Origin of the sequence: Yersinia pekkanenii (assembly GCF_001152565.1) — a bacterium.
Lineage (GTDB): Bacteria > Pseudomonadota > Gammaproteobacteria > Enterobacterales > Enterobacteriaceae > Yersinia > Yersinia pekkanenii.
In genome coordinates, this window is the sequence record NZ_CQAZ01000015.1 from 1 (window position 1) to 26,392 (window position 26,392).

Below are 26,392 nucleotides of genomic sequence, written 5' to 3' on the forward strand. Positions count from 1 at the left end.
ACTCGAAAGGGTTTACCGCTTCAATTGAGAGTGGCTATACCTTTAAAGTGGGTGAAAGTGCTAATAATGGCTACTTTATTCAGCCAAAAGCTCAGATGGTATGGATGGGCGTCAAAGCTGATTCTCATACAGAAACCAATGGTACGGTTGTCTCTGGTGAAGGCGATAACAATATTCAAACTCGTCTGGGAGCGAAAGCCTTTATCAGCCCAATCCAAACAGCCGATAAAGCTCAAGGGCCAGTATTTAAACCTTATATTGAAACCAACTGGATCCATAACACCAAAGATTTCGGCACCACATTAGATGGCATCACGGTAAAACAAGCGGGTGCAGCCAATGTGGCGGAAGTGAAGTTGGGTGTTGACGGCCAGATAAACAACAAACTGAACCTGTGGGGGAATGTGGGTCAGCAAGTGGGTAATAATGGCTACAGTGACAGCAGTATCACACTGGGTGTTAAATATAATTTCTAACTATGCCTGCCTTCCTACAACTCGAATTATTTAGGGTGTAAAGTAAGGCATTATAAGTCATTAACGGTACATATCATTGGGTATGTACCGTTTTTCATGGTTAATCCAGCGGCTCTTCCTGCACTTCGAGCACATGGTATGCCGTTGAGCAGAACAGTGAATTTAAGCGTTTCATATCACCTAATAGCCCCATATGCAGGCTGCTGGTCTCAATACTCTGGACGTTATGCTGATGTAGACGTTCAACGTGTGAGTGAGAATAACGACGGTTCAGTAAGCGAAAACGGTGTTTGGCACGACGTAGCCGCTTGGCGTTATTGATATCACGGGATAAAAATACCGACATCCCTAAATCCAGATTAGCCACTAAGCGGGTATGCAGGGTATTTAACTCCTCGAACCCTTTGGCAGAAAATGGCTTGCGTGCATTGAGCGACTTGGCGGCCACATCGGCGGTCATACGGCCAATGATATCGCCAGCTTGCTGGAGGTTGACTGCCGTATCAATAATTTCAGCCCAACGGCGCGAATCAATTTCACCCAATTCATCTTGCTGGATCTGTGCTAAATACAATTTAATCGCGCTGTACAGCATGTCGACCTCGTCTTCCAGCAGGCTCACTTCATGTTTTTGCTGTTTATTTCCTTCCAGCACTTCTTTAAAGCGGAATAGCATTTGCTCCAGTACATCGCCCATCCGCAGGGTTTCCCGCACGGCGTTGGCTAATGCCAGTGACGGCGTATCGATGGCGGTGATATCAAGATAGCGTGGGGCCGAGGGCTGCACGATATTCTGGTCATCGCTGACCAATCGGCTACAGATTCGAGCCATTACTCCAACAAATGGTAGCATCAGCAAGCAGCGCAGCAGGTTATAGAATACGTGGAAGTAAATGACGACTTCAGCGGCGGGTAAGTTACGCGCGAACAGCCATTGGCCTAGCATATTGACCCAAGGAACCACCAAGATGCAGCCGGTAACTTTAAACAACAAGCTGCCTAACACGACCTGGCGGGAGATAGCATTCTGTCCACGGCTGCTGATCAGCGCCAGCAAACCACTGCCCAGATTTGAGCCAATCACAATACACAGCGCAATGTTCAGTGGCACCAAACCGGTAGCGGCCAATGTGGCGGTCAGTAAGACGGCGGCCAAACTGGAATAACTGATCATGGCGAACAGTGCGCCAATCAGTAAGGCCAGAATAGTATCGCCGGTCAGGGATGAGAAAATGGCCTGAACGGCGGTTGCCTGGGTAATCGGCCCGGCGGCGGTGACAATCAGTTGCAGCGCCAGAATAATCAGCCCGAGGCCAATGCACACTCGGCCCATCTGACCAATACGGGTTTTGCGTTGGCCGAGGAAGACAATCACCCCGACTAAGATAAGCAAGGGTGACAGCCAGGAGAGTGGGAAGGTCAGCACCCGTGCCATCAGCGCCGTCCCAACATCGGCACCTAACATAATCACCAATGCGGGTGACAGTGAAATCAGCCCCTGCGAGACAAACGAAATAACCAGCAACGCGGTCGCATTACTGCTTTGTACCAGCGCAGTGACCCCAATCCCGGCGATAAACGCAGTCGGTTTTTTCTGGATACTGGCACTGAGAACTCGGCGCAAATCCGCACCGTAAACACGCATGATACCGGTGCGAACAATGTGTGTTCCCCACACCAGCAGGGCGACAGAAGAAAGCAGATGAAGCAGAGTTAGCATAGTCAATCTCAGTGGTGGCGAGGTGGCTCCAATCCGGTTAGGTAAAATTGCTCAGGGATTGATAAATTCGATCCAAGAGTTTTTTATTATCAACTGTTTGCAGTATTTTTACCGGTTTGCCCTGTGGGGCCGGGATACCGACATCTAAACGTAAATTATTCGGACTGAAACGCAACGTCATTCCACGGGTCAGCACGCCTTCCAGAGCCACATCGACATAGTCGCGGGTGGTGGTCACCAAGGTCTTATCCAGTAACCAAGCCACCACCAGCGCATCATGAACCCAACAGCCCGGCAGTTGGCGTGTTTGCATCGAATAGCTTACCCACGGGCGCATAGTTTCGACCAAATAACGGCTGAGTGGCGAGTCGATTTGCGCAATCTTGTCCAAATCCTGATGCACCAGTTGGGTCTGAGTCGTGACATCCAAAGGGGCGAGCGTCATGTTGGCACCGCTGGTCAGCACCACATGTGCCGCTTCGGGATCGATACCAAAATTAGTGTCTTTAAGGTAACCATCAACATTAAACACGCCACCCATTATAGCAATTTCTGCTACAGATGACGCCAGTTGTGGGTAAAGCTGCATGGCATGGGCGATATTAGTCAGCGGGCCGATGGCCACTAAGGTTATCTCACCGGGGTTATTACAGATTAGTTCGCCAATAGCGTGGGCCGCCAATGGCGCACCGGAGATCACGATGGGCGGTTGATGAGTCTGTTGCCAAAGTGCCGTTAATCCATTTTTGACTGCGCCATTATCCAGCTTATCGCGCCAGCGTGCCATGGGTTCGACCAGTGCCTGTGAGGCACCGCGTATGATGGGGATATTCAGCCCCAGACGGGTAATCAAATCATGAGCAACAGAAAACCCCACTTCGCTTGAGGTATTACCTGCCACGATAGTGATCAGTTCTAGTGCTATTTCCGGGGCCGCGATGGCCAGCGCCAGAGCTAAACCATCATCTACATTGGCGCCGGGTACGCCATTTCCTGGGTCACAATCAATAATTAAACGCATGTTTTTATCTTTTTATAATGGAAGATCAATGAGTTTGGGGATAAAACAGCCGCAGGACTCACCGATTTGCAGCGAAAAGTCGAATTCACGAAGGGTCGGTACTCCATCCCAGTTTTTTAGCATCTCAATCGCGGTTTTTGCCATCGCATCCACCGGTTGGCGCACCGTCGTTAATGACGGCACGTTATATTCCGATTCAACGGTGCCGTTAAAACAGACCAGCGCCAGATCTCTGGGAGCCGTCAGGTTGTGCTCGGCCATTGCTCGCAGGCAGCCGAGCGCCTGTAATTCATTGGTAGCAAACAGTGCCTGTGGTAACGGCCCTTTCAACATCTGCTGTGCCGCCTGATAACCACCGGGACGGGTATAATCGGCTGAAAAAGTCCACTCATGGCGCACGCTCAACCCTGCTTGTTGCAACGCATCTTGCCAGCCATTAACCCTATCTTGAGTATTAAGCATATCCAGTGGACCGCAAATAATGGCGATTTCACGATGACCATGTTCAATCAGATGTTGGGTCGCTTGAAAGGCCGCAGCACGCTCATCCACACGGATGGCACAAGTTTGTTGCGCAGCATCGACTCTGTCCAGCATCACAAACGGTGTGCCGGTAGCCTGAATTAATTCGATGTAGGGATGGCGATCGACACTGGTATACAGCAAACCATCCACCTGACGATGCAGCAGATTATTGATAAGTTCAAGTTCACGCTGACGAGAGTCACCGGCGTCGCCCAGTAACAACACTTGCCCGTTAGCAAAGGCTTCCCGTTGTAGGGCATGGGCCATTGAGGAGATAAATGGGTTGGAAATATTGGGCACTACCAACCCATAAGTTTTGGTGGTTCCACAGGCTAAGGCTCTGGCAATCTCATTAGGGCGGTAACCGGTTTTTTTAATGGCATCAAGTACACGCTGTTTGGTGGCTGGCGCGACCGGACGCGGCCCATTATTGATGACATAACTCACTACCGCCACAGAAGTGCCTGCTTCACGTGCGACATCAGAACGTGTAATACGATGAAACTGAGGGTTTACCAACGTGACCTACTTAATCTGAATACAGATGCCATATAACCCCTTTATTTACTTCACATAATATCGGGGATTAGGCTACTGACAAAGTAAAATGAAGGGGAAACGTGCATTGGCTGTTTAACCCCTTCACTCGCCGAGTTATCAATAGGTTTGTCAGTAACCTCGAAACCTGTCTTGCGATATTAAATGGCATCTTCTGGCAAATTGAGGTCACGTCCGCGCGTCTCAGGAGCAAAGAAGGTGGTGACAAATCCAATCCCTGCCATGACGGCAAAGTACAGGGCGATTGGCCACCAGTGGCCGGTTAAAGTCAACATGGCGGCAGCAATCAGTGGCGCAGTCCCCCCCGACAGGATGGAACCTAACTCTTTTGCCACTGCCATCTTAGTATAGCGGTTAGTCACGCCAAATAGCTCGACACCCCATGCCGCCTGTACCCCGAAGATACCCAGTGATGCCAGGCCCATACCCACAATGATAGTCCCCATCACAATAATCGGTTCGCGAGTTTCCAGCAGCATAAACGCGGGGAAAGCATAAATAATCAGCAGTAAGCAGAACCAGCGATAGGTAATACGGCGACCAAATCGGTCTGACAGATAACCTGCCAGAGGAACAATCAGGAAGCCCAGACAGGAGGCGATAAACACCGCCATGGTCGGTACCGATTTATCCACCATAAGCACTTTGGCGACATAACCAATCATAAAGCCTTGAGCCAGATAAGACGGGCCGTTCTCGCCGATACGCAAGCCAACCATGATCCAGAATGATTTGCTGCGCTGCCAGAAGCTGCGGTTATCTACTTCAGCTAGGTGTTCGCGACCCTGAGCCTGAGCTTGTTGGCGTTGTTGTTCCAGCAGCAGTTTTTGGCGTTCAAAGACCGGCGTTTCACGCATGTGACGGCGAATAAACAATGCAGCACCGGCAATTAAGATGCTGGAGAGGAACGGAATACGCCAGCCCCAATCAAGTAGGCTCTGCTTGTCCATCTGCAACACTAATAACCAAACCAATGCAGCCAGTAGTGTGCCGCTATTCGAACCTAATGCAATAATTGAAGACACCAGACCGCGTTTTTTAGCCGGGGCATATTCCCCTAGCATCACCGCGCCGCCAGAGAGTTCAGCACCCGCCCCTAACCCTTGCATAAAGCGTAAGAATGCCAGACTGGCCGGTGCCCACAAGCCGATAGAGGCATAGCTTGGGATCAGGCCAATCAGGGTGGTGGAAACACCCATTAAGGTGATGGTGGTAATCATGACCACTTTCCGGCCCTTGCGGTCACCTAATCTGCCAAACAACAGCGCGCCAATAGGGCGGGCAATAAAACCGACAGAGTAGGTCGCAAAGCTGGATAACAAAGCGATCGCAGGTGTTGCTTCAGGGAAGAAAACATCACCAAATATTATGCCAGCGGCTAAACCATAGAGTGCAAAATCTGCATACTCCATAGCGGTGCCAAGCCAGCATGAAAAGGCCGCCCGCCAAAAATCTTTACGACCTTCGGGCGTAGCCAGACGCTCTTCCGCAGCCATGCTCTCTGATGGAGCATTGTCTGCTGCTGGGCTATTGAGTGAAGTCATTAAAAAGGTTCCCCTGGTGTTGAAGCATTATGTTCACGCATCAATGTTTGTTTGTTTATTGATCGTTTACTCCGTGGTTGGGATAAATCGGCCACGCGCTGTCGGACAAGTAAACATTAGAAAGCATTAATGTTGTTCCGTATTTTAAGTGTATCTACCCGCGTAGATTGGTCAATTTAATTATTATACCTTTAGATATTGTTCACAAAATTGTCATATAACCGCTCAATATTTACACGAAAATTGTGGGCGAGCGCGCAGTAAAATCCGTTATGTATGTGCTATTGGCGGGGTAGGCATCATTCTATTTTCGAATATGGGGGGCAACTACAGGCGGTATTTCTTTTAAGTCCCTATTTCACAGATGAGCTTTTCTCTTCTGTTCATCACTCGTATATATCGGTATTATCTAGCCATTAGTAATGCAAATCATTAGCGTTAGCACTCAAGGATATTTACATCCCCACTTTTCAGGAGAGAAAATGCGATTACGTTTAGCTTTATTTTCGTCATTGTTGGCAGCGACGGTGGCAATTACCGGGTGTGATGATTCATCTGCCGCACCGGAAGAGTCAGCAAAAATCAGCATCGAACATGCGCAAGGAACCACTCAAGTTCCACTGAACCCGCAAAAGGTCATCATACTGAACCCCTCAGTGCTGGATATGGCCGATGCCTTAGACATTAAAGTGGCCGGTGTGCCTCAGACCAGTACCCATCTACCCGCATTTTTATCCAAGTACAGTGGCACTGAGTATCTCAATGCCGGTACCTTGTTTGAACCCGACTATGAGGTATTGAGTCAGGCTAAACCTGACCTGATCATCGCGGGGGGACGTGCTCATGATGCCTATGACAAACTTAGCGCCATCGCACCGACTATCGCCCTGGATATCGACCCTAAGCACTTTACCCAGAGTCTGACTCAGCGCACGGAACAATTGGCATCAATCTTCGGTAAAGAGGCAGAGGCGAAAACGCTGCTGAGCAAATTTACCTCTCAGATCAATACCATCAAACAGAAATCAGCTCATGCAGGGTCTGCCATGGTGGTGATGGTCAGTGGCGGCAAAATGTCGGCTTACACGCCGGGTTCGCGTTTCGGCTTTATTTTTGACGAGTTAGGTTTCAGCTCTGCGGCCAACTTCACTGAGGCCGGTAATCATGGCAACGTGGTGACTTCTGAATTCATTCTTAATGCCAACCCTGAGTGGCTGTTTGTCCTTGATAGAGACAATGCAATCGGGCGTACTGAAGGCCAGTCGGCACAACAGATCCTTGATAACCCATTGATTAATAAAACCAAGGCATGGCAGAACAATCACATTATCTATATCGACTCGGCCTCGCTTTACATCGCGGGTGGCATCCAGAGTTATACCCAGTTGATGGATAAAATTAGTGCGGTACTGGATAAACAAGCGGCAGCACAGTAATTCCTAACGATGAAAAATCTTAGCTTTATAGCAGGCTTGGTTATCTTACTGGGCCTGATGACGTGTAGCCTGTTTATCGGTGCCGGTCATGTCACCTTCGCAGAGGTCTGGTCTGATCCGGACATGCGCGACATATTTTTACTCAGCCGAGTACCGCGAACGCTGGCCCTGGTCCTTGCGGGCAGCGCCATGAGTGTTGCTGGTCTCATCATGCAGATGCTAACGCAAAACCGGTTTGTTGAACCTTCGATTGCGGGTACCACTCAATCTGCCAGCCTTGGCTTGTTATTGGTCATGGTTTTCAGCCCATCGGCTCCAGTGATAGTAAAAATGTTGGTGGCAACGGTATTCGCCATGGGGGGCACCGCGCTGTTCATGATGCTACTGGCGCGCATGAGGATGAAATCGGCGCTGATGGTACCGCTGACTGGCATTATGCTGGGTGCTGTATTTAGTGCGGTGACAACCTTTCTGGCAATGGAGTTCGATCTCCTGCAATCGTTAGGCAGTTGGGAATCCGGTGATTTCTCTGGTGTATTGCAGGGCCGCTATGAACTGCTGTGGATAGTTGGCGCATTAACACTGATCGCCTGCCTGATCGCTGACCGCTTTACCGTCGCAGGAATGGGGCGAGATTTTTCGGTTAATGTTGGTCTGAATTATCAACGCGTTATGCTAATGGGGATGTCTATTATTGCCATCATCAGTGGTGTGGTGGTGGTGGTGATTGGCGTGCTGCCTTTCCTTGGTTTGATTGTACCTAATATTGTCAGTATGGCGATGGGCGACAATTTGCGCCGAACCATACCGTGGGTCAGTCTATGTGGCGGTGGTCTGGTGGTTTTCTGCGACATTATTGGTCGATTAATCAGCTACCCCTTTGAAATTCCTGCCAGCGTTATTTTGGGGGCGATTGGTGCACTCGTTTTCCTGTTATTAATTGTTAGGACAAAACGTCATGCAGGCTGATGAGTTTTCTGCAAAAGCAAATCCCCTTCTGAGAATAGGCAATAGGCTAAGCTTACCGGCAAAGCGCTTGCTGTTATTAAGCATCATTGCTGTTGGCGCAATGGTCATATTTATGACCATTAATCTGAGGGGCAATATTCAGTATGTTCTGGTGCATCGCGGCCTTATTTTAGCCACCATGGTATTGGTCGCCTTCGCTGCCGGTATTGCCACCGTTTTATTCCAGACCGTCACCAATAATCGCATTTTAACGCCGTCAGTTATGGGATTAGAAGCGCTGTTTATTCTCATCCAGACCATGCTGATATTTTTTGTCGATGCCAATGGTTTCAGAGTATTAGGCATTACCGGTAAATTTCTCTGTGAATCAGCATTATTACTGTTGTTCTCGGTGTTTCTATACCGCTGGTTATTGACCGGAGTGGGGATCAATCTGCACAAAGTGCTGCTGGTTGGCTTGGTTTGTGGCACGCTCTTTCGCAGTTTATCCAGTCTGATGCAGCGTCTTCTCTCGCCGGGGGAGTTTGCCGTATTGCAGGGGCGAGTCTTCGCGACATTTACCCGAGCTGCGCCGGAAATTATTGCCCTATCCAGCGGAATAATTGTTATCGTGGCTATTCTTGTTTGGCGCATGCGCCATTGCCTCGATATTATCGCGCTGGGTAGAAATACCGCGATTAATCTGGGGGTCGCGTACCAGAAAAAAATAACCGCCATCCTCCTCCTTGTCTCGCTGTTGGTGGCCATATCCACCGCACTTGTGGGGCCATTGACATTTTTAGGTTTGCTTATTGCTAATCTGGCTTATCCGATTGTTGGCTCGTTCCGTCATCAATATTTGCTGCCCGGTGTTTTCCTGCTGGGGACCATTACCTTGGTTGGCGGGCAATTGATCCTTGAACGTTTGCTGAACATGTCGGGAACCCTGTCGGTGGTTATTGAGTTTGTCGGAGGCGCGCTGTTTATTTATTTATTAATTAAAAAGGCTCCGGTGTGATTGAAATTAATGACATTAATAAAAAATACCAGGACACATCGGTCCTCAATAATATAAATGAGAGCATACCTTCGGGCGGGGTGACTTCAATTATTGGACCAAACGGTGCCGGTAAATCCACCTTATTGTCGATTATGAGCCGCTTGCTGACACCCGATGTTGGGAGCGTACTGTTTAATGGGCTGGATGTGGCGAAAACGTCCGGGGATAAACTGGCAACCATCCTGTCTGTTTTACGTCAGGAGAATCATTTTACCAGCCGCCTGACGGTCGCGGATTTAGTTGGCTTTGGGCGTTATCCTTATTCGAAAGGCAGGCTCAATGCAGACGACCGTCAGTATATTGATGCCGCGATGGAGTTCCTTAATCTGATGCCGTTCAAAGATCGTTATCTTGACGAACTTTCGGGCGGGCAACGGCAACGCGCTTATGTTGCCATGGTGCTTTGCCAAGATACAGAATATATCTTGCTGGATGAGCCATTGAATAACTTAGATATGAAACATTGCGTTGCGATGATGAAGCAATTGCGGCGTGCGGCAGATGAACTGCACAAAACGATCATCCTGGTTATTCATGATATCAATTTCGCCTCCGCTTATTCTGACCATATTATTGCTATGAAAAATGGCGAAGTTATCTATCGAGGGGCACCTGAAGAGATTATGCAACCCGATATTCTGGAGGAAATCTTCGATATCAAAGTCAGTATTGAAAAGGTACAAGATCAGCATATCGCGGTTTATTATCGCTGAATGGGCCTAATTGACGAAAAATAGCCGGGCGCAACCGCAAAGTTACGCCCGGAGTTATCAAGTTAATTCTTTCTTTATCAGAACCCAATTTGTCAGAACCGTCGTTGTCAGAACAATACCGAGTAGTTCACACCAAAGGTACGGCCACGGCCCTTGTAGGTATACAGATCCGGTGAGCCGTAGGTTGGGCTATACAGAATCGGTGCGCGTTGGCCCCAAACCGTGGTGTAGTCTTTGTCCAGCAGGTTTTCAATACTGAAGCTGATTTTACCCACCGGTAAGGCGTAGCTGCTGAGGAAATCGATAGTGTTATAACCGTCGATCTTACGGCCCTTACTGTCGGAAACATCGAAGGTCTGTTGGGACTGTACCCGCAGATCCCAGTCGCCCGGTGCCCAGCCAACATAGGCAGTGGCTTTTGAGGGGCTGGCGGTATCGACCGTCAATTTCTGCCACTTGCCATCAGTTTTGGTTTCAGACTTGATCAAGTTAAAGGTTGCCCCAGTGCTACATTCACTCTCTTCGAAGACGTAATCCACCGCACCCTCAACCCCGTAGATCCGGCGTTTGTCCGGCAATACATTGATGGTCATGTCTGTTTTGTTAATTGAAATAGTCTGGTCAGATAGTGAGTAATAACCGGCGATTTGTGTGCGCAGGTTATCACCGGTATAGCGCCAGCCCAGTTCATAGGCGTCAACCTTGATGCCTTCCAGTTTAGAGTCATTGACGTTGACGCTGTTTTGCAGTTGATAGTGGCCGTTGACCAACTTATAGCTACCAGAACCGTAATATTTCGCCAGATCCGGGATCTCAAATCCTTGTGAGAAGTTTACCCAAGTCTGTTGGCGTTCGGCCAGATGAGCCAGTAAACCGGCATTAAACAGGAAGTTGTTGTAATCGGTTTTTCCCCCTGGTATCGCCTCTGCCGAGGTTGCAGTGCCGTTGGCAATGGCTTGCTGCTGCGCATAACCCACGAAATCATCTACCTTGTTCTCAGTATATTGATAACGCACTCCACCACTCAGGGTGAAGATTGGGTCGATGTCGTAGCTCGTTTGCAGGAACGGCGCAAGACTGGTGGTGGTGTAACTTGGATAACGGCCAACGTTGTAGGCATTTTGCAATGTCATACCGCCAGTCTGCTGCGCTAGTGCCAGATTGAAAAACTGCTGATTGGCATTGAAACTTTCATGTTCCGCATCGACACCGTAAGTCAGTGTCAGGCTGTCGATAGGTTTACTGTTTAGCGTCAGTTTACCGCCATAAAAATCGGTTTTCTGTTGCGATGCGCCAATACTGGTCACCGCTGTGCCGTCTTTGTTCAGGGTCGGGAACGGATAAAAGGTCAGAGATTCATCACGATAAAACACCTGAGCCACTAAATCCTGCCCCCAGAAATCGGTATTGGAGTATTGCAGGTTGATAAGATGGCGTTCAGTCCCCGGAATACGATCGGAGTGCAAATTTGAGCTGTTAGACGCCTGTCCGCTACCGGTCACTGCTGAGAAGTGCCGTGTTTGCCATCGGATTCACTGTTGAAATACTGGGCGGTCAATTGCAATTGCTGGTGGTCATCGATGTTGAAAGTGCCGCTGCCCATCACGTCCAAACGGCCAGAATATTGTAAACCCGTCTGGGTGTTATCGATTAATACTTCGTCGCCTTTACCGTCATACCAGCCGCCATAACGCTGATAAGAAAAAGAAAACCGCCCGAATGCTTGTTCGGTACCGCCACTCACGGCGGCGGCGATATTCTCATCGCGATCATTACGGCTGTTGAAGCCCGTTTTGCCGCCGATCTGTAGCTCAACCTGTTTTTCTTGCTGGCCTTTTTTGGTCACGATATTGATCAGACCGCCGGTACTGCCCCCGCCGTAAAGCGAGGTGGCACCGGAGATCACTTCAATGTGTCCAATGTTGAATGGATCAATCGAGTCGAGCTGGCGGCTATCGCTGCGTGAAGAGTTCAGGCGAACGCCGTCGATCATCACCATCATTGAACGGCCACGCAGGTTCATACCGTAATTGGTCCGGCCCTGACTGCTGACGTCCATGCCTGGGATCAGTTGTGCCAGGATATCTTTGATCTCCTTGCCCGCTTGAACCTGTTGTTCGAGTTCCTGGCCTTCAATCACCCAGGTGGTTTGTGCCATTTCTGCCACACTACGGTGTGAACGGCTGGCGGAAACCACCATTTGATCTTCTGCCCATGCTGCGGGTGCGAGCATGGCTAGCAGGCACGGATTTACTGCCCAGAGGTATTTGCGTTTCATTAAGATTCCCTGTTTTCCCTGATTGGATGAAGGTTAAAAGTTAATATTCGGTATAATTAAGGACTGCGGATTCAGCGCGGGATGTAACTCCCGGTTGCTGACTACGCCATTGGATCACCGCCGGGGTGGAGGTTAAATCGAACTGATCACGTCCTAATGCCCGGTTGAGAATACGCGCCGATCGCCAGGCCATCAGGCTAAGCTGGGGTTCGGCGATACCGTGGCTGTGCATGCCCACATTCACCGCAAACAAGCAGTTATCGTGCGGGCCTCGCCAGTCGAGGGTGAAATCGGGTGCCACCCGGTATTGATTATCGGCAACCGTTATCAAGCGGTTGGCCAGCGGTTCAAGGAATGCGGGGCGGCCCTGCTGATAGCCGGTCGCAAAGATAACCACGTCGGTATCAAAGGTTTCTTTACCCTGATCGAGATGGTGATGGGTGACTAATTGATAACGGTTGCCCTGCGCATGTATCGATGTCAGTGAGCGACTGGGTAATAAACTCGCCCAAGGCTTCTCACGTAATACTTCAAATTGGTGATACATCGCCCGGTAGATAGCCAGTAGTGACTCACTGGTAATGCCGTCAGAGGTCATTTTCTGCTCGGCTAACATGCGTTGCTTGACGTTATCGTTCAGGGTGTAAAAACTCTCAACGTATTCCGGCGTGAAGTACTCATTAGCAAAAGCGGCTTCATCCAGCGCGTTATAGTTGTTACGACGTGAAATCCAGTTCAGTTGCTGCGGTTGACCCCATTCGGCCCGGAAGATGTTGAGGAACAAATCTGCCCCACTTTGGCCACCGCCAACAATGGTGACACGTTTGCCGGTTAGATCCGGATTACGCAGTGCCATCTCACTGGCGTGGAAACAGCGGTCATTTTGTTCGGTCACACATTCTGGCAGTTTGATGCGCTTACCGATCCCCAAACAAACATGGCGCGCATGGTAGACATTACGTGGTGTGGTGACGACAAAGTGGCGCTGTTGGTCGTCAAAATCCACACTCTGAATATCTTGACTGAATTCTAATGAACTCAGGCCATTGGCGGCCCAACTGAGATAGTCCGCAAATTCTTCGCGTGAAACCGTGCGGTGCTCAGTGGTTAAAAATCGGTAGAATTTTTTCCGCTGGACTAAATAGTTAAGAAAGCTGTACGGGTTAGTCGGCGATACCGCGCTGACTAAATCCTTCAGGAAGCTGGTCTGCATGTGGCAGTCAGGCACCATCATGCCGGGGTGCCAGGAAAAGCGCGGCTTGCGCTCAAAGAATTTGCAGTTAAAGCCAGGGACTTCACTGCCGAGTGCGGCAATGCTGAGGTTGAATGGACCGATGCCAATGCCGATGAAATCCAAAGTCTGATTCATTGGGCTAGCTCCTTGGTGACCAAATAAAGAGGGTTATCCAGATCCTGCAAGTAATTCGGCAGCATGCGATTGCCGCCGTCTTGCTCTGAATAGGTGAGTTTCACCGGGTTGAGAACCACACGAATAATGCGTGGCTTGAATAAACTGAATAAAGTAAAGCGGTCTGCCATGTCTGGATGCTGCGCCATATAGCGCTCCAGCACCTGCGCCAGCAATTGATAGAATCTATGTTCACTGACGCCGTAAGCCTGCATCAGCGGCGAAATAAAGCGCAGCACGGTGACGAAATGCCCGGTCTGTAGGTCGTGAATGAGATAGTCGGCAGGCAAGCGAGCGGTCACATCTTTCACTATGTCGGGCAGGGTGGCCGCTTGCGGAAACTCTTCATCTACCAGACGCATATCACCTTGGAAGTCTTTCAATAAGATGCGCTGTGGCATATGGTCTTTCATTACCAATGTGATGTTTTGGCCGTGAGCAATCAGCGCCACGCCGTAACAACACATTAGGTGATACATCGGCACCACCACCACGCGGAACATCTGTTCCAGCCAGGCTTCAGCACTTAGCCCTGAGCGTGCGATATAGGCGGCGATCAGCGGATGGCCCTGATTATCGGTTTCCATCAGCGTCGCCATCAAAATGGCTTGTTCACCTGCGTGTAAATAGCAGGACGGATTCTCACGCCAGATAACACCGAGCATTTCCTGATAGCGATAGGGTGCTTTACCCAGCGTGGCGTAGGTTTGGTGTGTCATGTAACCGGCAGCCGGCTCACCGAGGATCTCGGCACCGCTTTCACGCAGCGTACTGTCTTGTGCAAATACCTGCTGCAACCAACGTGATGCCGCCGGACCTGCGCTGATGTATTTACCGGGGATGCCTCGATAGCAAGAGGTGTTGTAGATGGTGAGAGGCAGTTTGATATCAAATGACACACGGCGGCTGACATTGGTCAAGGTGCGCAGTGACTGTTGCGCCAAGTAATAATCGCCAAACTCACCCAGTTCGACCAGTTCACCCTCAGCAAGCTGCGGCAGGAAGTGCAGGGCAATTTTTTGCTGCCATTGCCATGGGTGCAACGGCACGGGGATCCAGTCATGGTTCAACTGTTGTTCGCGCCAGCGGCACTCAAAGCGTTGACGCTCAGCGCTCGCCATCGCACTATCGAGTAGCGTATCCAGTGCGAGTTCAGCATCGGCGCACCAAACAAAACTGCCACGTTTAGCTGCCACCCAGTGCAGGCGGAATTGGCCCTGATATTCGGGTGCATATTGGTGTAGGGCGGTCAGGCCCCAACCACGGCGGCCTTTATTAAAGATAAATTTCGGGTGACCGGAGAGTAGGCATTGCAGCGCATCAGCATCGAGGGCTATTAGATCGTCTGCGCGCATGCCATGGCGAGCGGAAAGCAGTTGCATGTCGCCGCGTAGCGTGGCGTACAAGTCCTCCAAATGCTCAGCAATCTGAGCGTCGTCCATCGCCAGAACCTGAGCAAGTTGGCGCAGCAGATGGTCGGCGGTCAACGGCACACCATCGCAGTGCAATGAGGTGGCATCAATATGCAACCAGCCCCAAATACCCCGCTCAGCGTTAAAAGTATAAACCGCGTCGGGTAAGCTGATGCGCCATGCTCCTTCCTGTGGTTCGGCCTGGAGGGTGCGCTCGTATTCCAACTCGGCAAGGATCTTGGCTACCATCTGGTGATTAACACGTTGCCAGTGGCTGTAATCGTTGATGGTCATACCGCTCCCTCCCGGAAGAAATCAACACGCTGATTCACTATCAAACGCGAGCGTTTATGTGGGAAATCAAACTCTTTCAGGGTGTAGTAGCCTGCGGCGGGCAGGTGACGGAACAAGCGTTGGTTATCGGCGCGCTGCTCAGCTACTACTCGTGCCGTGCGCGGCTCGTCCAGATACAAATAATGCGTTAGGCCACGTAACCAACTGCGAATGTATTGCGCCCCACGCCAGTTCTCTTCGCCAACCAACATATGTAGCCCACGATCAAAAGGCTGCCAGCGGTAATGGCGGCCAATCCTATCTTCCGCAGCCCAATACACTTCGAAATAGCCGAAGGGTTGGTGATCGAAACAGCCCAGTAACGGGTAGCAATAGCTGGAATCCAACTGGCGTTGTAGATAAGCCGTCTGTACTTCAAGCGGGCCGCTCATTTCCCAAAAGGCATCCACGCGCGGTGAGTTCATCCAACGGGTGAACAGCTCGGCATCGCGGTCAATCTGCGGTAAGCGAAAACTCAGAGTGCGTTTAATTTGTGGGTCAAAACGACGATAAACTTCCCCGTTAGGGCGTGTTGGTCGTTGCGGGAACCAGATATCCCGCTCGGCGTCATACTGCATCTGACCAGAAGCTCGGTTACGCTCCGTGCCCAACCACAACGGCAACTGATAAAACAGTTCTCGAGCCAGATAGTCGCCGCTTACCAGTGCAAACAGTGCCAGTGCTTGCGGCTCTGCACGCCACTCGGCATACGGCAACGTAATGCCAGTTAATTGTGGTGCGGCAACGAATAATTGATCCAACGCGGCGACCAACCAGCCCTGTGGTAATACCCCTGGCAGGTGGAGTACCGCGCTGCTGTCTAGCCCTAAACCGAGGGGTAGATTCTTTGCCAGATGTTCACAGCGAAAACTGCTACCGGAATGCATTAACTTGGCGTGCGGCATCATTGGGTAACCTCTTGGTGCTGTGGGTTAGCGACATAAAGAGGATCAGTAAAATTAAACGGGTTAGCGAAATCAAAGTAGATAACGGCCGGATCAACGATGGTGTTTTCGTTGTGATCGTGCAGATAACAGAAGAAATTACCCTTGCAATTCCAGTGTGAACTGTCGAGCACGTAATCCAGACATCGGGTATTTTTGGCAGTAGCCCGCAGACCACGGAGTGCGTCGCGTACTCGGACCATCAGGTTTTCTTCGCTGTCGAAACCGGCCGCAGCCAGTGCAGCGGTTACTGCCAGGCTGGAGTTCACCAGCAGGTAATACGGGAAATAACGCAGTAATTGCTGTTCGCTGAAGCAATTTTCCGCATCGGCTTCGTCAATCTCTTCCAGCCACGGTGCCGCATCACGGGTAAAACCGCTGCCCTGGCAATCGCGATATAACATGCCTACTGGCAGGTCTTGCTGCATTTCCACCAGAATGTTTTGCTGGTGCGCCAGTAACACCAGCCCGTAGTCGGCCTCGGTACTGAACAGCGGTAACAAGACGTGCTGGCAATAGGCATCCAGCCAGCAGTGGGCCGCTTGTGGTAATGGTAGGTTCAACCGGGTAGCCAAACGGTTTACAGCACAAGCCAGCAGGCTATCGCCACCATCTGGAGCGGCCTGTGTCAGCGTCACCAACACATTGGTTTGGTCGTCGGGTTGGCTGAACAGCAGGTTGTCGCGTAACACCATCAGGCTTTCTTCCTGCACCGTGCCGTCTGCCGAACGTAAACCAGCCCAGCCATCTTCCTGCATCACGCGGAAGGTCGGGTAGCGTGCTTGTAGCTCTTGCCAGCGCGGGGTTTGCGCCAACCGTGCCAGACGAATACCGCGTTGGGCTTCTTTCACTGACAGGGTGCGCACCGAGTTGGTCAGACGTACGCTGAGTGAGAACTTGATCATATCGCGGTTCGATGGGGTGTAGAGCGAGCGTGAAGAGCTGGTGGGTAACCAGCGCTCGCCGGCTTCGCCCAGATCCTGTAATGCGTTTTGTTGCACTAATTGTTGGCACCAATCCTGTGCTAATAGGTGGTCGGCTTGCCATGGGTGCATTGGTAACAGCCAAACGTCATCGGTAAAGTACGGCAGCAATTGTGGGGCGCTCTCGCAGGCAAAGCGTTGCAGGCGCTGTTGCAGTGTCAGTTTAAGGCTATCACCGCACAGCGAATGTTTATCTACGGCAAACCAGCGCAATGGGAAGCGGGCGGCAAAATCGGGGAGGTAACGGCGTGCCTGTTGTTCATCGAAGGGTTCATGAGACTTTGGTGCCGGGTGAAAGGCGTGGCCGACCAGCAATCCTTGTTCTGCTTCGGCAAAATTGAGCGGTTTATCGCGCAGTGACGGCCAATCCAAACGAATATTGATGGCTTGCTGGGTATTGTAATGGCTTTCCAGCACCCGCTGACGGAAACGTGCCACTACCTCTTCAGATAGCTCACCTTTCACCGCCGGCTTCGCCAGCAATAAGGCGACAAGCTGTTCCACGCTGATTGCCACACCTGCGTGGTCATCCTGCTGATGCAGATAGGCCGGAAATAGATAGTGATGATGTTGTGTCGGGGAAACATGCCGTAAGGCAATACGGATAGCTTGTGAAGACGAAAGAGGAATGTGAAGTTGTGGATACTGTAAGTTGCCGGCTACCGGAACTATCTGCCAATCCCAGGTTTCACGCATCAGTGCGTTGAGGAAACATTGAGCAGCTACATCGGTTGTCGCGGTTTCTAACTGGATAGTCATGATCCCATATCACTTTTAATTAAATTGAGAATGATTCTTATATCAATAATGTTTATCGTTATCAATCAGCTTATGATACAGTTTTTCAACCAAACTCACTTAAATCGTCATTGTTATTAATGATTAATTCACTTTTGATGCGCATCTCCCGCCAGTTTGGCACCCGTTTCAACGGGAATATGTCTTCTTCCAATTGGCCGTTAGCCCTTTGCGCTGGGCTATTGGGTATTGGGCAAAACGGTTTATTGGTGGTGCTACCGGTATTGGTGAGTAAGACTCATCTCTCACTGTCGGTATGGGCTGGCTTGTTGACTCTAGGTTCAATGCTGTTTTTAGTGGGATCGCCGTGGTGGGGCCGCCAATCAGAAATTCGCGGTTGTAAGTTTGTGGTCATCATGGCGTTGGCGGGTTATTTACTCAGTTTTGCCCTGTTAGCGTTAGTGGTCTGAGGGCTGGCGGCAGGGTGGTTAGCGCCGCTCGCCGGGCTGGGCGGGCTTATCGTCGCGCGTATTATTTATGGCCTGACGGTGTCTGGCATGGTACCGGCCTGTCAGACTTGGGCTTTGCAGCGCGCTGGGTATGAACAGCGCATGGCCGCGTTGGCGACCATCAGTTCAGGTTTGAGTTGTGGCCGTTTGCTGGGGCCGTTATGTGCCGCACTGGCGCTCTCACTGCACCCGATGGCCCCTCTTTGGCTGATGGCGATAGCCCCTTTGATTGCACTGCTGGTGGTGTGTTTCCAATACAATGATCCACCTTTACCGTCGGTAGCACATCAACAAAATCGTTTACGCTTCAGTATGTTGCCTTATTTACTCTGTGCGCTACTGCTGGCGGCCACCGTCAGCCTGATGCAACTTGGACTGGCACCGCATTTGAGCCAATTATTCAATGATTCGGCGACGTCAGTGAGCCACCATGTGGCCATTTTACTGAGTATGGCTGCCGGTTGTACTTTGTTAGCTCAATTTTTGGTGGTGCGTCGACAACGTTTTACCCCCTCTCAGTTGCTGCTGGTGGCGGCCTTATTCATGGTGTTTGGCTTAGGGTTGATGTGTGCTCAATCTTTGGCATTATTCTATGCAGGTTGTGCGCTGGCCTCTTTCGGTGCCGCCATGGCGACACCAGGTTACCAATTGATGTTGAACGACAAGTTATCCACCGGTAAAGGCTCTGGCGTGATAGCGACCAGTCATACCTTGGGCTATGGCATGAGCGCGTTAATGGTGCCAGTAGTGGCAAAGTTTTACGGTGAGTCACAGTTAATTGCTGCGGCTCTGATGATGGCCGTTTTGTTGGGCGGTATAAGTGGCTGGCTGTGGTGTCAGCATCGAGAAGCAGCACATTCTGCGGGAGAGTAACTGACATGTCTGGCGTATCAAGCTACCGAATTTTTGATATCAAATTGAAAGCAAAAGAGAATATATCACCTTCACTATTGCGTTGCGTATTTGAAGGGGCCGAAATCAATCGCATGAAACTTGAAGCACCGGATCAGCGCATCAAATTGCTGTTCCCGGCAGAAGACGGTCAGATCCCACAGTTGGAAAAAGGTGATGATTGGTATCGCCGCTACATGGCTATGCCAAAACAACAGCGTCCGGTAATGCGCACCTATACCCTGCGCGCGTTACGTGCGGATGATAACGAGATGGACGTGGAGTTTGTTTTGCATGGTGTGACGGGCCCGGCATCTGCCTGGGCAACCTATGCCAAACCGGGTGATGCTATTCAGGTGGTGGCACCGAATGCGGAGTATCCGCTCGACAGTGGCGGGTATGAGTGGGCTCCTCCAACACAGATGACACAGGCGTTACTGATTGCTGATGAAACCGCGTTACCGGCAGCGGTGGCTATCTTGGAACAATTGCTATTACAGACTAACCCACCACCGGTGCAGGCTTTTTTTGAGGTGCCGGTCGCAGGTGATTGCATCAATCTTGAGCGATACCCGTTTGCGCAAGTGCACTGGTTACCACGTGATGCGAAACATCAACCGGCCCATGGCAGTTTGTTAATTGATGCAGTACGCCGGTGGGTACAGATCCCGGCCGCGGCGCGGGTAGAAGCGCAGTCATTAGGCGAAGAGAGTCTGGGCGGTGAGGTGTTGTGGGAGCGGGCCGAAGGCGCGAATGCTTTCTACGCTTGGGTAGCGGCTGGATCCTCAACGGTAAAAGCCTTACGTCGCCATCTGATAGGGGAGTGCTGCCTGGCGAGGTCCACCGTGAACTTTATGGCGTACTGGTGTTAGTGGCTTGGTTGTCACCGATCTTGCTAGATACACTTGAAGAGCTAGGGGGCTATCATCAACCTGAGTATCCGATGCCCCGGTCTCCTCTGGGAAATTTAAATTATATCAATTGGTTGAGTTAACTTAACTGCGTAAACATGGGGAGTAATAAAGACAGTTTTATCACCACCGCATTGGCGATATCCAGGAAGAAAGCGCCAACCATTGGCACGATGAGAAATGCCACGTGGGAGGGGCCGAAACGCTCGGTAATCGCTTGCATATTAGCAATTGCCGTTGGTGTGGCCCCTAAACCTAAACCACAATGCCCGGCCGCAAGAACCGCCGCATCATAATTTTTCCCCATCACTCGATAAGTGACAAATATGGCGTACAACGCCATGACCAGTGTCTGCACCAGCAAAATAGCCAACATCGGTAATGCCAGAGATGCCAACTCCCACAATTTTAAGCTCATCAACGCCATCGCCAGGAAAAGAGAGAGACTCACGTTACCGACAACAGAGACTGCACGGTCAAAAACCTGATAGAACCCGGTGTAAGTCAGTAGATTACTGAGGATAACCCCGACAAACAGGACATAAACAAAGATCGGCAATTCAAATAGTGAACCCGCCAGTAATCCCATGATATAGCGGCCAGCCATCAAACAAATGGCAATCATGGCGATGGTTTCTACCAAGACCAGAGCGGTGATCATTCGCCCTGACTGAGGTTTCTCGAATGTCGTCGGTTGTAACGCATCTTCCGGTCTTCCCTCAGGAGTGGCTGAATGCTTAATCAGATAAAGTGCAACAGGACCGGCGATCAATCCCCCTAATACCAGACCGAAGGTTGCGCAGGCCATGGCTATTTCAGTGGCATTGCTTAAACCATAATTTTCAACAAATACACTGCTCCATGCGGCCCCGGTACCATGTCCGCCAGACAGTGTGATAGTCCCGACAAGTAACCCCATCAGCGGCTCTAGCCCCAGCATTTTGGCCATGCCAATACCCACTAAATTCTGTAGCAACAACAAACCAATCACGACCACAATAAATTTTATCAGTACCCTACCGCCGGCCCTTAAACTCGCCAGATTAGCGTTAAGACCAATTGAGGCAAAAAACGTCAGCATTAGTGGATCACGTAATGATGTATCAAAGCTGGCTTCCCAACCGGTTGTCTGATGGATAAGCAGCAGCATCAATGCCACCAGCAGACCGCCAGCAATGGGTTCAGGGATAGCATATTTTTGCAGGAAGGGAATGCTTTTGACGCATTGTCTGCCGAGTAATAGGACCAGCGTTGCCGCAACGAGCGTACCATAACTATCAAATTGGGACATATTGGGAACCCCACACAGGTAAGAGCAACGATCTGTTATCTACGTTATTCTTTAAGTACGCTCAACGAACTTATATAGGAGGATGCATCGTAACGCTCCTGTTCACTGTGGGGACGTGCAACTTATTAAGTTAGTGATTCTACGATGGGTGGTTGTATGATCGTAAACAGTCGCTATTGCACCGTAATCACTTAATCAAAGCGTAGCACGACTTTCTCTTGTACAACTCTCTTCGCAATAATTTTTTCTGTATAACATGTTGTTTACATCACGAAAAATGAAACTAACTGGTTTACTTCATCAGGCTTTGGGATTTGACCATTGGTCATTGTTTTGGTCGTGACCATCAGTGTGGCGGAAAAATACCCAGAATAGATATCACATTTCTGAAAAAATATTCGTAGGCATATTCCTACATTAATTTTCCATGATTCTTAGTTTAATTTTTATAATGGTTATTAATCCCTTTGGTTGTATAGGGTTATATTTTTATGTAAGAAAAATCTTATGTATCAGTGGGATGAAATGCTACTTTTAGATTTCAATGAGTTACACATTGTTACATTTAACCCGTTGGTGTTAGATGGCTAATGTTTCTACACTGCGCCCGCTGGTTTTTAATTGATATGCTAATACGTGTGAAAAATACCTGTCCGATACTGTTTCGTGCCATCGGATGAATGGATAGGGTTATCTACCGAGAATGTTTTTTACTTTAATACACGCTGAGCTAATCAGTGGGCACTTGCCTTACGGCTCTGACACCAATCTGCCGCTCCACCTGTACGATTTGGGTACCGGTAATCAGGTGAAAATCCGGTCAGAAGTGATGATCCCGGAAACCCGCGAGTTTGAGTTTGCCAATCTGGGCTTTATCCCGCTGTCGTACTATAAAAACCGTGATTATTCGTGCTTCTTCTCGGCCAACTCGGCGCAGAAACCGGCGCTATATGGCACCTCTGATACCACCGCCAACAGCCGTATCAATGCTCGTCTGCCGTATATCTTCCTGCTGTCGCGCATTGCCCATTACCTAGAACTGATCCAGCGCGAGAATATTGGAACCACCAAAGATCGTCGTCTGCTGATGTGCAAAGCTGTGAAGGCAGTATTAAGATCGTGGCACAGGATCATAACCTGTACATCCCAACCGATAACAATACCGACAAGCTGACTGGCATTCGTATGCACACCCCGTTTGTTGTCACCAAAGAAATCGATGTAAACATTGGTTATATTAAACAACAGGAACATCTATGACTGTCCCGATGCCTTCAGGGCGTACCGTCAATACCGGGGGCGATCCTCGCCATTTTGCTGAATTCAGTGCCTTACGTGACGAAATCGGCAAATTACATCATCCCGCTCGTCCTGATGTTGACTGGGAGCGGGTTGAACAGCTTTGTTTGGCGCTGTTTCGCCAGAATGGCGTTGAATTGCAGACCACGGTTGATTTTACCTTGGCGCGTACGCACATTGCCGGGCTAGCGGGCCTATGTGAGGGGCTGGAGCTGCTGGCGGGATTGCTGTCTCATCAATGGAGTGCGTTGTGGCCACCGCAAACCCATGCTCGGGTGGCATTATTGGCTTGGTTGAGTGACCGGTTGCAACAAGTCTGGCGAACCATGACGTTATGCTACGGCGACCTGGCGCTGGTGTACCGCGCAGAACGCGCGTTGGAACCATTATGTACGCAGTTGCAAACGTTGGAACTCAAACATCTGAGTAAATTGGATGGTGTTCGCCTGATGTTGCATAACGCGGCACTGCGGCTGGAAAGTGCCGAGACAGCCGCTGATACGCCAGAGCGCTTAACGGTTCCGGTGCGACACCCTGCTGTCTCTGAGCCGCAAGTGCCACCCGTATTCTCGTCAGCCGCGGTCAGAGAGCCACTGGTGTATATTGTCAGTGAACCCAGTCCACCGAAGATTCAGCTGGCGTTGCCACCACCGCCCCCTCCGCTTCCACGTTGGAAGGCCGCACACGGTTTTGTCGCCGGTTTATCGCTGATGGCGGTGCTAATGGGCGGCAGTTTCGTTATCTGGCAGTCGGTGTCAACCTATCCGTTACAGGAAGTATTACTGACCAGTGTCGCGTCCTTACCCGCCCCGCTGGCCGCCAAGTCAATAGATAAACTGAAAACACAGGTTTCGGACGCCGAGTGGTCGCGCCTGGCTGAACCGATATTGCAAGCCAGTGCCACCCAGTTAGAACAACTGGCCGCGTTGCCGCCGTTATGGGCGCAAGATCAAGGGGATGCACTATTAGCTCAGGCACAACAACTGTGGCCAGCCAGTCAAGAGGTCAAGGGATTGAGTGCCTTGTGGCAACAACAGCGGGAGGCTGGTGCCGCACCCTTGATGGAACTGGAACACTATGCGCTGGCACAAGCGCGTTTGCAAAAATTGGCTGAGCGCCTAAATAGTTTGGATGAGAAGAGAGGGCGTTATATGACGGTCTCTGAACTGAAATCTGAGGTTTTTGCTATCCAGCAACCACTGGCAGAGAGATTACCGCTGGAAGAACTGCTGCGGCAGTATCAGGTACAGTCGACGTCAGGGCAAACAGCACCATCAGCCCTACGCCAGCAGATAGACAGCCGGTTTGCCCAACTGCTGAACCGATATGCGTTGCTGGTCTCATCCTCTGATGTCGGGCTGGTAACCCACTGAATCCGCCTTATCATGTCAGGATAAGAGCTTCATCACTCTTTTGGGTTAGCTTTTGTCATAAAAATAAGCTGTTACAAGAAAATTTGTTCTATGATCGAGAGCGTGGCCCTCTGATTACTGATTGAGGGATAGCCCATAATGGAGAGTTCTATGTCTCATATGCCATTAATTCAGCTCCCTCATACTCACGGTGAAAGCTGCCGCTGTAATAGCCCCGCGTTTGTACGCATCAATACCGTATTTTCCCAGAAAGCGGCCCAGTCAGCCTCCATTACTGCGGCTACCGTTGCCGCGGCAGTACCGGGAGCAAAACCACAAAAAAGAGATATTGCCGCTAATGCTGTGCGCGTGATGGCTTTTATTAATGTTCGTATCTTTGATGGTGTTTCAGACCACTTGCGAGATGGATTACGGGTATTAGTCGAAGGCAACAAAATAAAATCGGTAGAGCCTGCGGATACCCCGTTGTCGCCGGATGTAGAGCTGATTGACGGTGGTGGTGGCATATTGATGCCGGGGCTGATTGATGCACACTGGCACGCCATTATGGCTCGTCCGTCGATGATGACCGCAATGACGGCAGATTTTAACTATATCCAGGCATTGGCCATCGCTGAGGCAGATGCAACATTGATGCGTGGTTTCACCACCGTGCGTGATATGGGGGGGCCGGTTTTTGGCTTGAAACGTGCCATTGACGAACAAGTAGCCATTGGCCCACGTATCTTCCCTTCGGGTGCCTTCATTACCCAGACCGGTGGGCACGGTGATTTTCGCTTAATCGGTGAATTACCTCATACCCCATCAGATCCCCTTAGCTACGCCGAGCGCGTGGGTATGACGGCGATTGCCGATGGTGCTGATCAGGTGCTATTGCGGGCCAGAGAGCAATTGATGCGGGGAGCATCACAACTCAAATATATGGCGGGCGGTGGTGTGGCGTCTATGTACGACTCAATCAGTGTCACTGAAGGGTCTGTTCCAGAGATTCAGGCGGCGGTTACGGCGGCTGAAAATTGGGGCACTTATGTCACGGTTCACGCCTACACTGCCCGAGCGGTCACGATGGCCATCAAAGGGGGGGTTAAATGTATTGAACACGGCCAATTAGTGGATGAAGAAACCGTCCAGTTAATGGCAGAAAAAGGAGTTTGGTGGAGCTTGCAACCCTTCCTTGATGACGAAGATGCCGTGCCTATGGCCAGCCCCGCGTCACGCGCCAAGCAGCTCGAAATGGTCGCTGGTACTGATAACGCCTACATGCTGGCGAAAAAATACCACATCAAAACGGCATGGGGTACCGATACGCTGTTTGATGCCCGGTTGGCAACTCGGCAGGGGGCGCAATTAGCCAAGCTGATACGTTGGTATTCACCTCTTGAGATCCTCACGATGGCGACCCGTATTAACGCTGAACTTTGCGCCTTTTCTGGCCCAAGAAATCCCTATCCCGGTAAGTTGGGTGTGGTAGAGAATGATGCGCTGGCTGACTTGATTCTGGTTGATGGTAATCCGCTGGATGATATCCAACTTATTGCTCAGCCTGAGAAAGCCTTCCGGTTAATCATGAAAGATGGGCAAATCTTCAAAAACACCTTGGGAAACGATCAGTAGCGGTAGTTTATGAGAGGGAACCTGATTTCTGGAGGGGTGAACCCTGTTAATTGAGGCCATTTAATGAATAAAATGACTTCCTTTAGGAAGCCGCAGTGGATGCTTTTCAAGTGCTTAGGCTCTGGGAAATTGAACTTATGGCGTGAGTCATGGCTTTTGTTTTCGGTTATCGCCCTGAGTGGTTGTACACGAGTCGCGGCTCCCTCTTTTGCACTATTGGGTTCCTATTTTCCCTCCTGGCTGGCTTGCGCTTTTATCGGGGTTATCGCGGCGGTGATGGCGCGAGTCCTGTTTATTCGCGTAGGTATTGATGAGGTGCTGCCGTGGCGGCTGTTGGTGTATGTCTGCCTGGCGCTGGCGGTGGCATTTATCTGTTCCCTATTACTGTTTGCGCGATGAATGATAAA

General features: G+C 50.4%; 18 protein-coding genes and 4 pseudogenes. 12 read left to right on the forward strand and 10 right to left on the reverse strand.

Going from position 1 to position 26,392, the window contains the following annotated elements:
• The coding region (locus tag AEP37_RS09365) for an autotransporter outer membrane beta-barrel domain-containing protein (RefSeq protein WP_049612663.1) at window positions 1–476 on the forward strand (476 nt) is incomplete at its 5' end.
• A 100-nt stretch (window positions 477–576) separates the two neighbouring features.
• On the opposite strand, the gene AEP37_RS09370 is transcribed toward AEP37_RS09365, so the two are convergent.
• The 4 genes from AEP37_RS09370 to AEP37_RS09385 form a co-directional block, all read right to left on the reverse strand.
• The gene (locus tag AEP37_RS09370) at window positions 577–2,196 is read right to left on the reverse strand and encodes a Na/Pi cotransporter family protein (protein ID WP_049612664.1); all 1,620 of its coding nucleotides are present in this window, start codon (window positions 2,194–2,196) and stop codon (window positions 577–579) included.
• Window positions 2,197–2,233: 37 nt separating this feature from the next.
• On the reverse strand, window positions 2,234–3,217 hold the full coding sequence (locus AEP37_RS09375) for a nucleoside hydrolase (protein WP_049612666.1): 984 nt from the start codon (window positions 3,215–3,217) through the stop codon (window positions 2,234–2,236).
• A 12-nt stretch (window positions 3,218–3,229) separates the two neighbouring features.
• A complete protein-coding gene (locus tag AEP37_RS09380; RefSeq protein ID WP_072086274.1) occupies window positions 3,230–4,237 on the reverse strand; it encodes a LacI family DNA-binding transcriptional regulator in 1,008 nt (335 codons plus the stop codon).
• A 203-nt stretch (window positions 4,238–4,440) separates the two neighbouring features.
• Window positions 4,441–5,844 (reverse strand): MFS transporter, encoded by a 1,404-nt coding sequence (locus AEP37_RS09385; RefSeq protein ID WP_049612670.1) that lies wholly within the window; start codon window positions 5,842–5,844, stop codon window positions 4,441–4,443.
• A gap of 482 nt (window positions 5,845–6,326) precedes the next feature.
• On the opposite strand from AEP37_RS09385, the gene AEP37_RS09390 reads away from it, so the two are divergent.
• The 4 genes from AEP37_RS09390 to AEP37_RS09405 are packed head-to-tail and all read left to right on the forward strand — an operon-like array spanning window position 6,327 to window position 10,001.
• Window positions 6,327–7,280, forward strand: coding sequence for a siderophore ABC transporter substrate-binding protein (locus tag AEP37_RS09390; protein ID WP_049612671.1), 954 nt, complete (start codon window positions 6,327–6,329; stop codon window positions 7,278–7,280).
• Between the two features lie 9 nt (window positions 7,281–7,289).
• A complete protein-coding gene (locus tag AEP37_RS09395; RefSeq protein ID WP_049612673.1) occupies window positions 7,290–8,249 on the forward strand; it encodes an ABC transporter permease in 960 nt (319 codons plus the stop codon).
• Window positions 8,239–9,246 carry an iron chelate uptake ABC transporter family permease subunit gene (locus AEP37_RS09400; RefSeq protein ID WP_049612675.1) on the forward strand — a complete coding sequence of 336 codons (1,008 nt, stop codon included), beginning with the start codon at window positions 8,239–8,241 and terminating at the stop codon, window positions 9,244–9,246. Before AEP37_RS09395 ends, AEP37_RS09400 begins: the two co-directional genes overlap by 11 nt.
• Window positions 9,243–10,001, forward strand: coding sequence for an iron ABC transporter ATP-binding protein (locus tag AEP37_RS09405; protein WP_049612677.1), 759 nt, complete (start codon window positions 9,243–9,245; stop codon window positions 9,999–10,001). Before AEP37_RS09400 ends, AEP37_RS09405 begins: the two co-directional genes overlap by 4 nt.
• Before the next feature lie 107 nt (window positions 10,002–10,108).
• Here AEP37_RS09405 and AEP37_RS09410 read toward each other — a convergent pair.
• The 5 genes and pseudogenes from AEP37_RS09410 to AEP37_RS09430 form a co-directional block, all read right to left on the reverse strand.
• Window positions 10,109–12,279 (reverse strand): annotated as a pseudogene (locus tag AEP37_RS09410) (TonB-dependent siderophore receptor).
• A 40-nt stretch (window positions 12,280–12,319) separates the two neighbouring features.
• Window positions 12,320–13,648 carry a lysine N(6)-hydroxylase/L-ornithine N(5)-oxygenase family protein gene (locus AEP37_RS09415; protein WP_049612679.1) on the reverse strand — a complete coding sequence of 443 codons (1,329 nt, stop codon included), beginning with the start codon at window positions 13,646–13,648 and terminating at the stop codon, window positions 12,320–12,322.
• Window positions 13,645–15,393 (reverse strand): IucA/IucC family protein, encoded by a 1,749-nt coding sequence (gene iucC / locus AEP37_RS09420; protein WP_049612681.1) that lies wholly within the window; start codon window positions 15,391–15,393, stop codon window positions 13,645–13,647. Before iucC ends, AEP37_RS09415 begins: the two co-directional genes overlap by 4 nt.
• Window positions 15,390–16,340 carry a GNAT family N-acetyltransferase gene (locus tag AEP37_RS09425; protein ID WP_049612683.1) on the reverse strand — a complete coding sequence of 317 codons (951 nt, stop codon included), beginning with the start codon at window positions 16,338–16,340 and terminating at the stop codon, window positions 15,390–15,392. Before AEP37_RS09425 ends, iucC begins: the two co-directional genes overlap by 4 nt.
• On the reverse strand, window positions 16,337–18,118 hold the full coding sequence (locus AEP37_RS09430; RefSeq protein WP_049612685.1) for an IucA/IucC family protein: 1,782 nt from the start codon (window positions 18,116–18,118) through the stop codon (window positions 16,337–16,339). Before AEP37_RS09430 ends, AEP37_RS09425 begins: the two co-directional genes overlap by 4 nt.
• A gap of 137 nt (window positions 18,119–18,255) precedes the next feature.
• Between AEP37_RS09430 and AEP37_RS09435 the strand changes: the two are divergent.
• Both AEP37_RS09435 and AEP37_RS09440 read left to right on the forward strand, forming a co-directional pair.
• Window positions 18,256–19,479: pseudogene (locus AEP37_RS09435) on the forward strand (MFS transporter).
• A gap of 5 nt (window positions 19,480–19,484) precedes the next feature.
• Window positions 19,485–20,369 carry a siderophore-interacting protein gene (locus AEP37_RS09440; RefSeq protein WP_049612687.1) on the forward strand — a complete coding sequence of 295 codons (885 nt, stop codon included), beginning with the start codon at window positions 19,485–19,487 and terminating at the stop codon, window positions 20,367–20,369.
• A 118-nt stretch (window positions 20,370–20,487) separates the two neighbouring features.
• Here AEP37_RS09440 and gltS read toward each other — a convergent pair whose 3' ends face one another.
• Window positions 20,488–21,699 carry a sodium/glutamate symporter gene (gene gltS / locus AEP37_RS09445; RefSeq protein WP_049612688.1) on the reverse strand — a complete coding sequence of 404 codons (1,212 nt, stop codon included), beginning with the start codon at window positions 21,697–21,699 and terminating at the stop codon, window positions 20,488–20,490.
• Window positions 21,700–22,432: 733 nt separating this feature from the next.
• Here gltS and AEP37_RS09450 point away from each other — a divergent pair.
• The 5 genes and pseudogenes from AEP37_RS09450 to AEP37_RS09465 form a co-directional block, all read left to right on the forward strand.
• Window positions 22,433–22,786, forward strand: a pseudogene (locus tag AEP37_RS09450) (type VI secretion system contractile sheath domain-containing protein); the annotation flags it as partial.
• Window positions 22,780–22,938, forward strand: a pseudogene (locus AEP37_RS27225) (type VI secretion system tube protein Hcp); the annotation flags it as partial. The pseudogenes AEP37_RS09450 and AEP37_RS27225, both read left to right, overlap by 7 nt.
• A 17-nt stretch (window positions 22,939–22,955) precedes the next feature.
• Window positions 22,956–24,371 carry a VasL domain-containing protein gene (locus AEP37_RS09455; RefSeq protein WP_156168564.1) on the forward strand — a complete coding sequence of 472 codons (1,416 nt, stop codon included), beginning with the start codon at window positions 22,956–22,958 and terminating at the stop codon, window positions 24,369–24,371.
• A 150-nt stretch (window positions 24,372–24,521) separates the two neighbouring features.
• Complete coding sequence (locus AEP37_RS09460; RefSeq protein WP_049612692.1) at window positions 24,522–25,985, forward strand: metal-dependent hydrolase family protein; 1,464 nt, start codon at window positions 24,522–24,524, stop codon at window positions 25,983–25,985.
• A gap of 63 nt (window positions 25,986–26,048) precedes the next feature.
• Window positions 26,049–26,384, forward strand: coding sequence for a YtcA family lipoprotein (locus AEP37_RS09465; RefSeq protein WP_202905488.1), 336 nt, complete (start codon window positions 26,049–26,051; stop codon window positions 26,382–26,384).
• Window positions 26,385–26,392 lie beyond the last annotated feature (8 nt).